Genomic DNA, 14481 nt, shown 5'->3' with positions numbered 1-14481 from the left:
GACCAATGAAGCTGTACCCTTTAACCGGTTACAGCTTTTTTTGTTTACTATGATCGTTGGGTTAAAAATTAACCAGGGCAGCACCATCATAATATGTGGGCTTTGCAATACCTAAAAACTTCAATATCGTTGGTGGCACGTTATACAAATAAGGGGCCCCGTGATAATCGGTTGTTTTACGGTAAAAAATAGGTGTAGTTAAAGCGCTACGTGTAATTGCAGTACTATTTTTGGTCAGGATATCTATTTTCGGACTCACCAAAGTACCATTATAGGCAGTTCCTGAAGTTTCATTGCCTTTGGTATACAAAACAAGGTCGGCACTTTGTGGATGTGCTGAGGTTACAGCTGTAAAACTATAGGTACTGATACTCGTTGCAGGCAAAGCCGATTTAAACAACCTGACTTCGGATATGTTACCAGTAAAATACGGGCTATAATTTCCGGTACCATCCTGGCCGATTTTAAACGCTGTACCACTTTGCAGATCGCCAACGGCAGAAATATTACCTTCGGCAACTTGTATTCCACCGTCATAAATTGTTGCTTTTTGGCTAGTACGGTTAACCACGATGGCTACCTGATGCCACAACTGATCGGTTAAATCAACCCCATCAACATCCAATCTGTTGGTGCCATCGCCAAAGTTCGCCCTGATGATGCCATTTCTGTTAGCAATGATAATGCCTTTGTTGTAACCACTGGCCCAGTTTTTATTTCCGATAATAACCGGATCGCTCGTAGCTGAAGTTGCCCTTGCCCTAAACTCAATGGTAAAACTGCTTGTTGCACTCAGGTTCAAAGTACTGAGTGTTGGCAACTGACCATAAACATTGGTTTTAAAATCGACCGTGGTAATACTGTGTGGGTTTGATTCTGTTGCAGTAGTGGGCAATGTGTTCACCAATTGAGGCGCAATGGCACTATTGCTTAAAATGATAAAGGCATTCTGCTCCAGGTAACTGGCACCACCATGACTGGCGTCGCCGCCATGATCGGTAGCCACTACAATTAACCAATCCTCGTTGTTGTAGGTCGGCCTGGCCCTTAAGGCGGTTAATATCCTGCCTACACGTAAATCAACAGCCTTTACCGAATCCATATACATTTGGGTGGTGGTTCTATAGTTGCTGGCGTGCCCTGCATGGTCTACATCGTCGAAATGGCAAAATGAAACATCGGTATTGCTCGTGGTAATTTCCTGGATAATCCTCTTTTCGGTGGCATTATCACTTGCACTGTTCTGTTTTACCGTTACATCTGCGGTAGCCACAATAAAATCATTTATCGACGACCAGGTCACAATTGATGCCGTACGTAAAGCTGGCAGATTGGTTTTGATCTGCCTGAAAAACGAAGGGTAGTTTACAAAATCAGATCCCGAAAAGCTGTTATCAGATGCCTTATGTTTGGCAACACCAACGCCCGTGAACAAAGCCGACCATCCATTTGATGACCAGGTAGGCACTTGCGCCAAGGCATTGGTGCTGGTGTACGATTGATCCATCAAAGTTTTGAGGTTAGGCGCATTTGTAGCCGTAATGGCTTTCCATACACAGCCATCAATACCGATAAATAAAACTTTTTTAGGTTTGGCTGCAAGCGCGTTTTTGACTAACGATTGCTCATCCGAGATTTGGTTTTCTTCAGCAGATGCAGTGTCAGCCTTTTTACAGGACAGGATACATAAGCCCATAAGAACAATTAGGGATAATAGGGATTTCAATGTTTTCATAGTTAAATTAAGGTTAAGAAAATGTTTACATAAAATAAGTTTTGTTTAGCTAAACTAAACAAAATTCCGGTTAAAAAAGAAACATCCATCTTAAATTGCAAACGGTAGAAACACTGTGCCAGCGCAATGAAAAATTAAGGGTTGAGACGGATCATCTTCGGAGCTGCTTCGGATCCCAGACGGAGCTGTGACAATTGTACCCAAACAATCTCTGAAGCAGATCTGTAGATACCATATGCTAATGGTTGATCAATTTGCTACAAACTACCAGCGTCATATTAAACATGACTTGATTTTAATGTCACAATAAATAAACTGGATGAATTTATGAGCCAAAAAAAAGACTCAACCTTAGGGTCGAGTCTAATATGAATGAATTGGTACAAAACGTGGAGTTATTTTTTATCCAGTACTTTTTATGCAGTAAAAGGAATGCTAATCGAAAGTAATCTGTTCTGCCCCTGAGATCCTGCTGATGTGGCAGGCACACTTGCCACCACTCACTTTCACTATAGCCGATTTAGTTTGATTGGTTGTTATAGATGTACCGGTGATTTTGAGATCATCGCCCTGCTCTGATAATTGTAATTTATTTGCATCATCAAGCACCACATAATATCCTTTTACCGTACTGATTGATGCACTTGATTTTGCGTATAGTTTTTCTCCGGTCCTTTGATTTATCACGCTGAGGTCTTTTATTTCCGCCCCCGCTCCGTTTTTGTCTGCAAATTTTATACCCGTCATCACAAATTCTTCTGTGCACATTTTGTTTCCACAATCAGAAGTGCTTTTGTTTTTTTTACAAGCTACCAGGGCAATGCCCATTAATAATACCAGTGTTATTTTTTTCATTGTCTTTTTGGTTTTTAATGAAAAACGGCAAGACTGGATAAAACGCTACAATGCATAGTACTTGAGGGAACATTAATAGCTAAAGATCAGACCGTAAATCAGATAATCTTCAATCTTTCTTCTTCAAGGTCGATCTGATAGAGTTGATGGCGGATGATATCCTCATTAATAGCGGGATCTTTATTCAGTTCGGTAAGATAGCTCCGCTGGCCTTCGAGCAGTTCGATAAAAATGATTTTCGTATTTTCATTCATCCAACTATCGTCGGTAGCATTGGCTTTTTCCTCCCAGTGTTTTAATAATTTTTCCATGCCCGCATGCCCGTTCAATTCGTTATCGTATTTGTTTTTAAGAAACTGATAGGCATGTTGCTTCAAACCCTGTTTCATGTCGCGCTTAACCTTTTCATCTGTTTCCTGCTTAAATATAAAACCAAAAGCGCCCGTCCGTTTGATAATGAATGGTAGGGTTAGCCCTTGCACGAGGAGGGTTAACAAGATCACAATAAAAGTAATAAACAAGATCAGGTCTCTTTGAGGAAAAGCTTTTCCATTATCGAAGGTTAAAGGTATGGCCAGTGCTGCTGCCAATGAAACCACGCCACGCATGCCAGTCCAGCCGAGCAATAGTGGCATAAATAGCAGTGCCCTTTTCGAACGTGCCGCAGGGGTTACGCTCGGACGGAAAATAAGCGTAGCAAGCATAGCGGCATACGAACTGATGATCCGGGCAGCAATCAATACACCGGTAACCAGCAAACCATAACCGATGGCAGTACTTAAGGGAATGCCCTGTGAACGTAAACCATCCCTGATTTCGGGAAGCTCCAACCCGATAATCAGAAAAACTACGCCATTTAAAATAAAAATAAAACTTTCCCAGACACTGAATCCCCTGATGCGGCTGGTACTGTTTAAAAACACCAGTCGCTTTGCCGACATATACAATCCCCCGCTTACCACCGCCAGCACACCCGAACTATGCACCTGTTCGGCAATCCAGTACATAAAATAAGGCTCAATAAGGGTAAGCGCTGTATCGGATGGCGCATCGGTGGGTAAATATTTATGTGCCTGAACAAATAGCCAACCCAACAATAAACCAATACCAGCTCCACCAATTACCATCCACAAGAAGCTCGTGGCTGCATCCTGCCAGATAAACTGACCAGTGCCCACCGCAACCAATGCAAAACGGAAAATAATAAGCGAGGAGGCATCATTTAGCAAACTTTCGCCCTCCAGAATAGCCGCAGTAGATTTTGGGATTTTTACAAACTTCGTAATGGCTGCCGTACTTACGGCATCAGGCGGAGAAACAATGCCTCCCAATAGGAAACCTAAAGCAATCGTAAATCCAGGGATAAAATAGCTGGTCACGAGTGCTACCGATAATGCCGTAAAAAAGACAACCAGAAAAGCAAAACTTCCAATAATGCGCCACCACTTTTTCATCTCTTTAAAAGAGATGGTCCAGGCGGCTTCATACAACAATGGCGGAAGAAATATAAAAAATATGAGGTTGGGATCAATTTTCACCTTTGGTAAACCAGGTATGAAACTGATCACCAGCCCGCCCACAACTAGTAAAATCGGATAAGCAATTTTGAGCTTAGTGGCCCACATATTCAGCAGTACAATGATGGCTACGATGGCCAATAGAAAAGGTAAAATGGTATGCATAGAAGAAGTTAAGGTGATCAGCAATAGTATGGTTTCGGCACCTCAATTTATAAAAAATACGATACAATCCTGCCTGTTGCATCACGATTTGGTCGCTATAATCTACTTAAACTGTTCGGTGCCGCACGACCGACTGTTCGATAATGAACACCAAAATTCATTAAAAATAAAATCAAAATTCTGATTATCAGTATTATACGAAGAATAAATTGTTTTGGCACTTCCTTCGTTAATAGGCTACCGAACGATATGATCGCCTAAAGAAACAAAAGATCTTATCAATAACGATTTATTCAAACACCATTAAAATAAAACAAAATGAAATCTTATTTAAAAGCCCAAATTGCCATGGTATCAGTCATTATTTTAGTATTGACCTACCTCTTTCCAACAACAGCCAGCGCCGCGGCGGATAAGCCTGCAAAAACCGATCAGGTTGCGCCCTTCAGAAAAATCTTAATTAAAGGGAATGTTGAAGTGCTACTGATCCAGCGACCTCAGGTTGGCGTTTCCTACACCGATGATAATGAGGGAAACGCCAGAATAACACAACAGGGCGATGTACTCAGCATCACCGGAGCCAGTGTTACAACAGGTAAACTGATTGTTTATGTATCGGAAATTTACAGAATAGAAGCCAGCGAAAATGCCGTTGTAAAGACACAAGGAATCCTATCAGTCAAATACCTTCAGATTATTTTAAAGGGAAATGCAATTGCTGATGTGAATACCACAAGCCAGCAACTTTATACCGCCATTTACGATAATTCTACACTCTACCTAAGAGGAAATACAGATACCCACTTTCTTGTTATGGATAAAACGCAAAAACTCACCTTTGATCAGTTTGCCGTATTGCATACGCAATTAACTGAATGATAAAATGTGTGCCCGGTAGCAAACCTGGTGAAATACCCAAGCCTTAACTTATGCAAGCTAAGGCTTTGGTGTTATTAAGCTTTATATGGTTTAAGAAGCCTTGTGGATGATGAAAACCATATTCGTTATTTTACTACCGTAGCTTCAAGTTCTACTGTCAGTGTAGCAAAAAGCCCTTTCACTTCAAGTAAAGTAGTGGCCTGCTGGATACCATGTTTTTGAATGAATGGAACATACACATCCATACAACTTGTAAAAAAATCCTGCGTTGAAGTGGTGTATAAATTGAGTCGTACGATATTTTTACATGCATAGCCTGATTCTTCAATAAGCTGTTCCAGATTCGCAATGGTTTGGATCAGTTGCGAACGCATATCCGCATGGCTTGGCACGCCGTTATGATCAATCGCGACTTGCCCTGAACAATACAGAGTTCCACTGCTATTTTTAACCTCCACCGCCTGTACCGAATTGGTAGATTTACCCCATCCCCAGGGATCAAATGTTTGCTTTTCCATGATGTTGTTTTTAAATTATAATGCAAAAATGAGGCATGGCTGCGACAAGGGTATGTCAAGGGTAGAATGGCGATGATGATATTATTGAAAATTCTGATCAGGTTATTTTATGATGTTCGAATGCTTCCATATAGAATCAGTTGTTTTAAGCAATGCATGCTGATTATCCAAACGAACAAGACCTGAACCCCATCAATATAAAGCACTTAGTTGTTTACAAAAACAAATTACATTATATTCGTTGGAGAAACATTTAAATGTTTGGCGCTGTGAGAGGTTATCTTAACATTCCAAATAAATGACCAAATATGAAAAGATAATTTCCGATGTCCTGCATTTATTCGATCAATTTTTCTTGTATTCTGAATTTTACCCAAAAATCGACTCATCAATATTCATCATCTAATTAAGGCTATCTCATGAAATACTTTATTGCGCTCCTTTTACTTCTGGTTGTATTTACAACAAAATCACAAACCGTTAACAATCCTCAAAGCGAATTTACCAATACAGGCATCTACCACATTGATAAAATCACCCTACTCGACACCGCAACCCTTGTTGACGTTAAAATTAACTTTTTACCAAACTGGTGGACTACCTTCAGCGATAAAGCATATTTAGAAAATGCGGATACGGGTGAGAAATATACCGTAAAAAAGATCGAAGGTGCTCAATTTAACACCAAATTGTGGACGCCAATATCAGGTGATACCTCAGTTAGATTAATCTTCCCTAAACTGGACAAAAAGGTAAAGCGCCTAAACTATGGAGATGATGGCAAAACTTCTATTTACGGTATTTCATTGCAAAAATCTAAAACCGATAAGACAAAGTCAATACCTGACCATGTATCGAAATGGATGGATGGACAAATTGCCGGCAAAAAACGTAAAGGAGATCAAAACCGGTTTTTCGCGAACGATTCGATTAAAATTGTCGGTTACATTAAAGGATATGATAAAAGAGCAGGCTTTGCGAGTGGCATTATCTACCACCAAAATGATCTTACTGGAGAAAACTTTCCGACAACAGTAAGAATATATAAAGATGGAAGGTTTGAATGTAATATGTTGGCCATTCATCCCATTTCATCCAATATATTTTTTAATAATCAAGGTATTGATTTTTATGCAGTACCAGGAACTGTAACAGGCATAGTTTTAAATTGGGATGATTTTTTATTGGCAGATCGGTATCGCGACAAACGCTACACATTTAAAAATGTACAATATCTGGGTGTGAATAAATCAGTTAACGAGATGCTGGCCTCGATTAAGTTTATCAGGCCTGACTATGGTAAATTAGAAGAATATAGAGAAAAACAAAGGCCTGAAGACTTTAAAAGTATGCAGCTTCAGAGTTGGGAAAAAGCGAGGAAGACGGCAGATAGTACAATAGCTATAAAACAGACACCTGACGACATAAAAAAAATGATACTTAACCAAGTTGACTTAACTTATGCCAACTACCTTTTTACTATGGAAGCTCGCGCGGCTATTACCAAAAGGAAAAACCCGACAATGAAATTCTAAAGTTGCCGATGCCTGATCATTATTTCGATTTTCTGGATAAAATTGATTTAAACGACAAATCAATTTTAATTTCCCATGAATTTTCAACCTTCATTAATCGCTTTGAATTTTCGCCTGTATATGAAAGATCATTAATTTATAATGATAATAAAGGTTATTTGAAATTAGATTCTGCGTATCTCGCTAAAAACAAGAAATCTACATTGGTTTTTGACATCGCCAAGCTTCGTTCATTGATTTCGAACTTTAAGTTTAACCAATACAAAAATAAAAATTTTGTTAAAGAGACGACTTACCTGTCACAAAGCATAAAAGATCCCTTTCTGGTTAGCGAAATGAACCGGATGTATACCAAATACAAAATAGGGAACGTTGCTTATGAGCTGCCCAATAACGCCGCAGCAGCAGTCTTCAAAAAAATCATCAATCCATTGAAAGGAAAAATATTAATTGTAGATTTTTGGGCGCAATGGTGTGGGCCTTGTCGTAGCGGAATAGAGAGTAGCTTGTCGATGAGAAAGAAATACCAGAATAATCCGGATTTTGATTTTGTATTTGTGACAGATGCTGAAAGCACAGAAGCTGCATTTTATGATGATTATACCGTGAAAAACGCAATGATCAATACACACCGAATCAAGACAGATGAATATCTGGCGTTGAGAGAACTGTTCAAATTTAACGGGATACCCCGTTACGTTCTGGTAACCGGAGAAGGAAAAATACAGGACGATAACTTTTCGTCATATAATTTGCAAAATGAATTCAGTAAATACTTTCCAGAAAAATTTACCGATGCTTATTGGAGATAATAAAATAAATCATCCTTACAAAGTATTCAATTTATAAGAATTATCTGGTGTTTCCGGAGAACAAAAAAGCATGTTAATATTTAATTTACACGCTTCCATACCCAAGGTAATTCTTTCCCACCTTTGGTGGTTATGTCTGCTTGGCACTAAGCTTTTTAATAATCCAAAGCTTGTCATACATATATCGGCCGTTTGATAACCTTTAGTTTATTTTTACTGATTATTACGCAATATCCGAATTCTTCGAACACCCAGCTAACTGTAAGATTATTAACAGAAAGTTTTTATACGTAAGGTGGTAATTCTGCTGATTGAGTTGAATTTAATCGTACATGAGACTCCGGAAACACAAAATTTCAAAACCGGCAATTATAAATGAGCTCAAAAAGTATAACAAAAAGAATTGAAATTTTTCGATTAGGGAACGGATACCTTTCTGTGGCCATTTTCATTACATTACTATAACCATTTTTGTACCTCCATCGTATTCCAATAAAAGCCATTAACCAAAGTAGTAGTATTATGGCAACAGCCATTGGCCTGCTATAGACTATTAACTTCAAGCTAATTAAGGACATATAAAGGATCGAAAAAAAGAATACAAGTATATTGGCAATCATCACAGAAACGATGTTGAGACTCTGCATGACCAATTAGTATTTAAAATTCCAACAACCAACCATGCCCACTATTTTGAAAACTATATAACCATCATTTATTATCATAAATATTATTTTCTAACATCAGGCATACTACTTTGAAATGCCTTAATTTAATTTAAAAAGCAAAGTGCAGGGATCATTTAAATCCATTTATTTTTATGTCCCTATAATTTATTTCTATTTAGATAAACCGTCAACGCTTCTTTATAATTACTGCCAACAGGAATCTCAGCATTGTTTACAAACACACAGTCTCCACTGTACTGGGTTATTTTGGCAAGCGGAACGATATAGGATTTGTGGATTCTCATGAACCCGTAAGGGCCTAATACAACTTCAATTGATTTCAATGTTTTTAAAGCCATACAATAATTATTTCCGGTAACAATTTTCGCATAATCTTTTAAACCTTCAATATAATCGATATCGTTTACCAAAACCTTTACGAACTCATTGCCTTCTTTGATGAAAAAAGACGCCTCTATTTTTTTTTCACTCTGCTTTTCTTTCCAGTTTTCAAAGCGGTTAATAGCTTTTGCGAAACGTTCAAAAGAAATTGGTTTTAAAAGGTAATCTATAACCTCAAGATCAAAACTTTGTACTGCATATTCGCTATACGAGGTAGTCATAACAAACATGACATTGCTTTTTGAAAGTTTAACAAGTTCAATTCCAGAAATTTCGGGCATGGCAATATCTGTAAAAGCAATATCTATTTGGTGCCCCTCTTTTAAAAAATTGAAAGCCTCAACCGCATTGGTAAATGTTCCAACAACCTCAAAATTGCTGAATCTCTCTAAATAATGGCTGATCACATCAATTGCCAGATGTTCATCATCAATTATTATGGCTTTATATAAATTCATTTAATTTAAAGTGATTTTAAGTAGAGATGTATACTGGTTATCCACATTCTTTATTTCAAGTCGAGAATTTTTAGGATATAACAAATGTAACCGTTGCTTTAAGTTATCCAGGCCTCTTCCTTTCCGCTCGCTTTCCTGAAAATGTTGCTTAACAAAAACACTGTTTTCCACACAAAACAAAAGGTCGTTATTTTTCATATTCAACGATATATTTACATAAGCATCAGCGGAATTGGTGTAAAATCCGTGTTTGAACGCATTTTCCACAAGTGTGATTAAAAGAAACGGTTCAATTAGCTTATCTCCACTTATATTCCCATTGGTACTTAGCAAAATAGCCGCATCTCCCCCGAAACGCATTTTTTCAATATCTATATATGTTTGAATAAAATCGAGTTCTTCCATCAATGGAACTTTGCTGCGATGAGTTTCGTCTGTTAAATAGCGCATCATACCTGACAATTTAAGTATATAGTCTGCTGCATCGCTACTGTTTTTCAAGCACAAACTATATATGGAATTGAATGCATTATACAAAAAATGGGGATGCATATGGTTCCGAAGTAACTGCTCTTTCGCCTCATGCAGCTCACGTTCCAGATTTTTGTAGCGGCTGATGGCATCCAACTTACTTATCAGATATAAGAATAGATAAAACAATAACGTTTGGCCTAGAAAATTCTTAAAGTATTCGAACGATTGTTCAAAAGCAGTAAAGTTGTGAATCCTAAAATCCTTCAGTATAGCTATTGAAGTAAGCACAACAACAAAAAGCATTATAAAGGATACCCTCTGCAAGATACTCCTTGATTTAAAAACAAAATAAATTAAGGCAAAAGCAATAGAAGCACTAGCAAAATTCTCTACAGCGCCACTAGTGCTAAAAAAAAGCCAATTGTCTGGCAATTCAGAAACAGCAGTTATGATGAGCTTGACTATTATGAACGTTATAAAAATCGAATTGACAAAAAGCTTAACTGTTTTTATTGTATTGCCCGAAAGTTGTATCATAAAGTCTAGTGCTAATATCTGTATTTAAATATATGGAAATGTTATTTGGTTAAGTCGGCCGCTGGCCGGTGATTATCAGTTGCTAACCTATGTTTGTCGATCACCGTTTTGAAAATGCTCCAGTATGCATAAGTTTGAGCAGATTTTAACTTAAAGACAATAAAATTATGAGAACCTATTTGCTATTATTTACTTTATGTTTCATTTCATTAGCTGGCTTTGGTCAGAAATTACAACTGGAAAAAGCATCACCTTTTACAGCAGTAAAATGGGACGACGAAAAACCCATTGTACAGTTTAATGATGAGTGGTTTGCCTTAGAAAAGCTGGATAAATATTCAACCAAAGAAATACTGGATTTTTGCAAACAGAACTTTGGAGATAAATGGCAAAAGCGTTTTTCAGAAGATCTGGTAGCAGTGCTTAAACAAATGGGTGCTTCGCCTGAAGAAACGGTAAAGCTTATCCTTTCTAAGGAAACCAAAACAAAGACTGTGACTGGCACATACACCTTTAAAAACAGGCAAAGGGTATTTGCTTACAACAAAAGCAACGAAAATAAATAAACGGTTAATATTTCACAAAAATTGAGCCCTTCGGAGTTGAAACAAGCGTTCGCGCTGTTTAATGTGCTCACCGAATTGCTCACCTTTTTCTTGCAAAAAATGAATAATCTGGTGTTTTCAGAAAACGAAAAAACCTGTAAACATTTAATTTACAGGCTTTTAGTTAAATTTAAAACTATTTTCGCGGAATGGACGGGACTCGAACCCGCGACCTCCTGCGTGACAGGCAGGCATTCTAACCAGCTGAACTACCACTCCATTTGTTCTTCTTTAAAGTTCGAACCTCTTTCCCTTTCGGGATTGCAAATATAGATAAATATTCTGTTTATCACTATCGTGGGCAATCTTTTTCGTTGTAATTCCATAACTCCCTGAACCTCATTCTAAATAATTTAATTAAAAAGGGAATAAATCAGGAAGCCCCCATGCTTCCAATACCAGGAGGCCATCATATTCAGGCAAAAAATTTTTAACAACCCGCCACATCTCTTATCTTTATATGAATCAATTGAGCGGGTACCTTTAAGTACCACACGGTCTGGAGTCATTATGATTTAAAATTAAAGAGATGAAAAAGCGCATATTGAATATTGCCCAAAGCTATGCCGATTTGCCAGAAGTAAACTCAGCCATCTCCTTCGGCCCTTTCATCAAATACCTGCACCGAAAAATTGAAGAAGAGCAGACCGTAAAATCTGCGATCTATATCAACGCATTAAAAGCTTTTCAGGCACAAGGTGTTGATGAACAAGTCATTTCTATCGAAAGCATTAATCAGTATGAGTTGCTTTTAGAACATGTTTACGCCTGCCTCTCCCCTTCGCTTTCAGCAGAAAACCACCTGGCCTGGGGGCTCTGTTTTCCGATGCAGCCCGTCACCTTTTATGGAACAGATTTGATGTACCAGTTATTGGAAAACGAAGAAAAAGACCAAAACGGCTATATGGGTGGCAAAACAATGGCGCAACACCAGCAAGACCGTTTGCATTTTATCTATTCCTTTATCCTTAACGAACTTTACACCTTCCATGCCCCTTTAAAAGAAAAATACCATTCGGGTATTAATGCAGACACCGGTTTGCCCGGTTATTTTCATATCGGCATCAACACCAGCTTTATGGAGGTGAAGGCCAAACAGCAAATTCCCGAACTGAGCTATCGCGAACTGCAGCAATATTTCAATGAAGAATCGGGGATCGATCAGATTCAGCAGGTACTGCCGCTTGATCTCTTTGAGTTTAAGGGTATTTCGGTACTTACTATTACCGATGTAACCACCAAAAAGGCGGTAGAAAATATTAAGAGCATCAGATTGAGCCGCAGTCCAGGCGATGAGGAAATGGCCTATACAGAGGTAATCCAATCTCTTAAAATCCTGGTGCAAAATGCTAATATTGAGTTCGACCTCTTCCCCTTTGTAAGGATTAACAATAAAATGGTTTATGGTTATGTTAAAGGTGGAAGTGGACTGCTATTTTCGGTATGGGGCGAAGAAACACTCAGTCCCGAGGCCTTTCAACAGATTGCAGAAGGTTACGCCGCCCATCCCGATTCCTTTTACTCGCCCGATATCTGGGCAGAAGATATGGAAATGTTCCCCTGGTTAGATCGTTTTAGGGAACTGAATGTTAAATCGATGTCGCTCTCGCCCATATTCCACAACCACATACTGGTAGGTGTACTGGGCATGCATACATGGGTTGGAGAAACCTTCGACGAAAAGAAAATTACTTTATTAGAGCCTGTACTCGGGCCCATTGGCCAGTTGCTACAGATCTATATCGACGAGTTTAACCTCGAGATTGAAAATATCATCAAAGAAAAATATACTTCCATCCAGCCATCGGTACAATGGAAATTTAATGAAGCGGCCTGGCATCAGCTTTACGACAAAAAGAAAAACCTGCCCTTGCGTACGGAAGAGATCAGCTTCGATGATGTATATCCTTTTTATGGCGCCATCGACATTAGGAACTCTACAACCGAACGCAATAGCGCCAGCAAGGCCGATTTTAGCTTGCATTTGAACATGCTCTCCGAAACATTGGAACAGCTCAACAAGTTGTATAGCTCACCTTTGCTAGAAGAAAAGATCTTCAGCTGCAAAAAATGGAGCAATAGTTTAGAGGCGGGCGAGCTGAATACCACCGAAGAAAACAGCCTCAATATCTTCCTTAAAGAAGAGACCACCGATTACCTGAAACTGATTTCGCAGTCTGATCCAAATACCAAAAAGGTAATCGATCAATACCTTCAGGAAATTTCCGAACACAATGGTGAAGTTTACAAACACCGCCAGGCACTGGAGGTTTCTATGCAACTGATAAATACCGCCATCAACAATTATTTCGAAGCCGAGCGCGAAAAACTGCAGCAATCCTATCCCTGCTATTTTGAGAAATTCAGGACAGACGGTGTAGAATACGATATTTATATCGGGCAATCTATTGCACCCGATAGGGCCTTTAACAACTTCCACTTACAGAACCTTCGTTTGTGGCAGTTATCATCTATGGCCACAGTGGCTAAAATGGTCCAACAGATCCAACCTGAGCTGCCGGTTAAACTGGCCACCACACAATTGATCTTTATCCATAACCACCCGATCGACATCAGTTTCAGGGCCGACGAAAGGAAATTCGATGTAGAAGGTGCTTACAACATCAGGTATCAGATGATCAAAAAAAGGATCGACAAGGTACTGATCCGCAATTCGCAGGAACGGCTTACCCAGCCCGATAAACTTGCATTGATCTATTTTAATAAACGCGACATTGAAGATTACCTCCCATTTGTAAAATACCTGCAGGAAACCGGTGTACTGAATGCTGAAACCGAAGATCTTGATCTGGAAGATTTGCAAGGCTTAAGCGGACTCAAGGCATTGCGCATCACGATATTATAATGCAAGGCATCAAGAAACAAAAAAGCCTCAACTTTTACAAGTTAAGGCTTTTGTTGTCCCAACCGAAGGTCGGAAGGACTCGAACCCGCCTAAGCAGATAAACTATCCAGCATCTTCAGTAACTGATTTTTTTCTGAGCCGATCAGTCGATTTATTTGGTCATGACTATATTTCTTTAAGACTCTTTCACGGATGAACCCTCCTTTTTCGACTCCCTTTATTCAATATAAACAAAACACCAAGGCAATTTAGTGCTTGTATAGATAGACTCTCCATTATTATGCTGAACCAATCTGCGCAGCGGATTTTCGGTAAAGCCTTTGTAATAAGATTTGTCTGCGAGGCTTTGAATGATATAAACTCCCCAACTTTTCCGCTTGATCCAAAAAAATGAATAATTTGGTATTTTCAAAAAACGAAAAAGCCTGTAAACATTTAATTTACAGGCTTTTAGT

At 38.7% G+C, this 14481-nt stretch carries 12 protein-coding genes and 1 tRNA gene; 5 read left to right on the top strand and 8 right to left on the bottom strand.

Annotated features, from left to right (window positions below; translation table 11 throughout):
- Positions 1 to 61 precede the first annotated feature (61 nt).
- The 3 genes from R2S57_RS02135 to R2S57_RS02125 all read right to left on the bottom strand — a co-directional run bounded on the left by R2S57_RS02135 (position 62) and on the right by R2S57_RS02125 (position 4272).
- On the bottom strand, positions 62 to 1735 hold the full coding sequence (locus R2S57_RS02135; RefSeq protein WP_316843463.1) for an alkaline phosphatase family protein: 1674 nt from the start codon (positions 1733 to 1735) through the stop codon (positions 62 to 64).
- 435 nt (positions 1736 to 2170) lie between these two features.
- Complete coding sequence (locus R2S57_RS02130) at positions 2171 to 2590, bottom strand: hypothetical protein (RefSeq protein ID WP_316843462.1); 420 nt, start codon at positions 2588 to 2590, stop codon at positions 2171 to 2173.
- Between the two features lie 98 nt (positions 2591 to 2688).
- Positions 2689 to 4272, bottom strand: a complete 1584-nt coding sequence (locus R2S57_RS02125) for a Na+/H+ antiporter (protein ID WP_316843461.1) — start codon at positions 4270 to 4272, stop codon at positions 2689 to 2691.
- 318 nt (positions 4273 to 4590) lie between these two features.
- On the opposite strand from R2S57_RS02125, the gene R2S57_RS02120 reads away from it, so the two are divergent.
- Complete coding sequence (locus tag R2S57_RS02120; RefSeq protein ID WP_316843460.1) at positions 4591 to 5151, top strand: GIN domain-containing protein; 561 nt, start codon at positions 4591 to 4593, stop codon at positions 5149 to 5151.
- A 125-nt stretch (positions 5152 to 5276) separates the two neighbouring features.
- On the opposite strand, the gene R2S57_RS02115 is transcribed toward R2S57_RS02120, so the two are convergent.
- Positions 5277 to 5669 (bottom strand): RidA family protein, encoded by a 393-nt coding sequence (locus R2S57_RS02115; RefSeq protein ID WP_316843459.1) that lies wholly within the window; start codon positions 5667 to 5669, stop codon positions 5277 to 5279.
- A gap of 419 nt (positions 5670 to 6088) precedes the next feature.
- Between R2S57_RS02115 and R2S57_RS02110 the strand changes: the two genes are divergently transcribed.
- Together R2S57_RS02110 and R2S57_RS02105 are read left to right on the top strand one after the other, a co-directional pair.
- Positions 6089 to 7204 (top strand): hypothetical protein, encoded by a 1116-nt coding sequence (locus R2S57_RS02110; protein ID WP_316843458.1) that lies wholly within the window; start codon positions 6089 to 6091, stop codon positions 7202 to 7204.
- 158 nt (positions 7205 to 7362) lie between these two features.
- Positions 7363 to 8016: a TlpA disulfide reductase family protein gene (locus R2S57_RS02105; protein ID WP_316843457.1), complete on the top strand. Its 654-nt coding sequence runs from the start codon at positions 7363 to 7365 to the stop codon at positions 8014 to 8016.
- A gap of 826 nt (positions 8017 to 8842) precedes the next feature.
- Here the strand turns inward: R2S57_RS02105 and R2S57_RS02100 are convergent.
- Both R2S57_RS02100 and R2S57_RS02095 read right to left on the bottom strand, forming a co-directional pair.
- Positions 8843 to 9544 carry a LytTR family DNA-binding domain-containing protein gene (locus R2S57_RS02100; RefSeq protein ID WP_316843456.1) on the bottom strand — a complete coding sequence of 234 codons (702 nt, stop codon included), beginning with the start codon at positions 9542 to 9544 and terminating at the stop codon, positions 8843 to 8845.
- The gene (locus tag R2S57_RS02095) at positions 9545 to 10171 is read right to left on the bottom strand and encodes a sensor histidine kinase (protein WP_316843455.1); all 627 of its coding nucleotides are present in this window, start codon (positions 10169 to 10171) and stop codon (positions 9545 to 9547) included. It abuts the gene before it with no gap.
- Positions 10172 to 10722: 551 nt separating this feature from the next.
- Here R2S57_RS02095 and R2S57_RS02090 point away from each other — a divergent pair.
- The gene (locus R2S57_RS02090; protein ID WP_316843454.1) at positions 10723 to 11121 is read left to right on the top strand and encodes a hypothetical protein; all 399 of its coding nucleotides are present in this window, start codon (positions 10723 to 10725) and stop codon (positions 11119 to 11121) included.
- A 184-nt stretch (positions 11122 to 11305) separates the two neighbouring features.
- Here the strand turns inward: R2S57_RS02090 and R2S57_RS02085 are convergent.
- A tRNA-Asp gene (locus tag R2S57_RS02085) sits at positions 11306 to 11379 on the bottom strand.
- 310 nt (positions 11380 to 11689) lie between these two features.
- Between R2S57_RS02085 and R2S57_RS02080 the strand changes: the two genes are divergently transcribed.
- Positions 11690 to 14026: a hypothetical protein gene (locus tag R2S57_RS02080; protein WP_316843453.1), complete on the top strand. Its 2337-nt coding sequence runs from the start codon at positions 11690 to 11692 to the stop codon at positions 14024 to 14026.
- Between the two features lie 217 nt (positions 14027 to 14243).
- Here the strand turns inward: R2S57_RS02080 and R2S57_RS30455 are convergent, their stop codons facing one another.
- Positions 14244 to 14438: a GIY-YIG nuclease family protein gene (locus tag R2S57_RS30455; RefSeq protein WP_410479059.1), complete on the bottom strand. Its 195-nt coding sequence runs from the start codon at positions 14436 to 14438 to the stop codon at positions 14244 to 14246.
- Positions 14439 to 14481: the final 43 nt, after the last annotated feature.

It is taken from the genome of Pedobacter psychrodurus (assembly GCF_032678585.1).
Lineage (GTDB): Bacteria > Bacteroidota > Bacteroidia > Sphingobacteriales > Sphingobacteriaceae > Pedobacter > Pedobacter psychrodurus_A.
The sequence above is the reverse complement of the archived record's forward strand: the minus strand, read 5'-3'. Positions and strand labels throughout refer to the sequence as shown.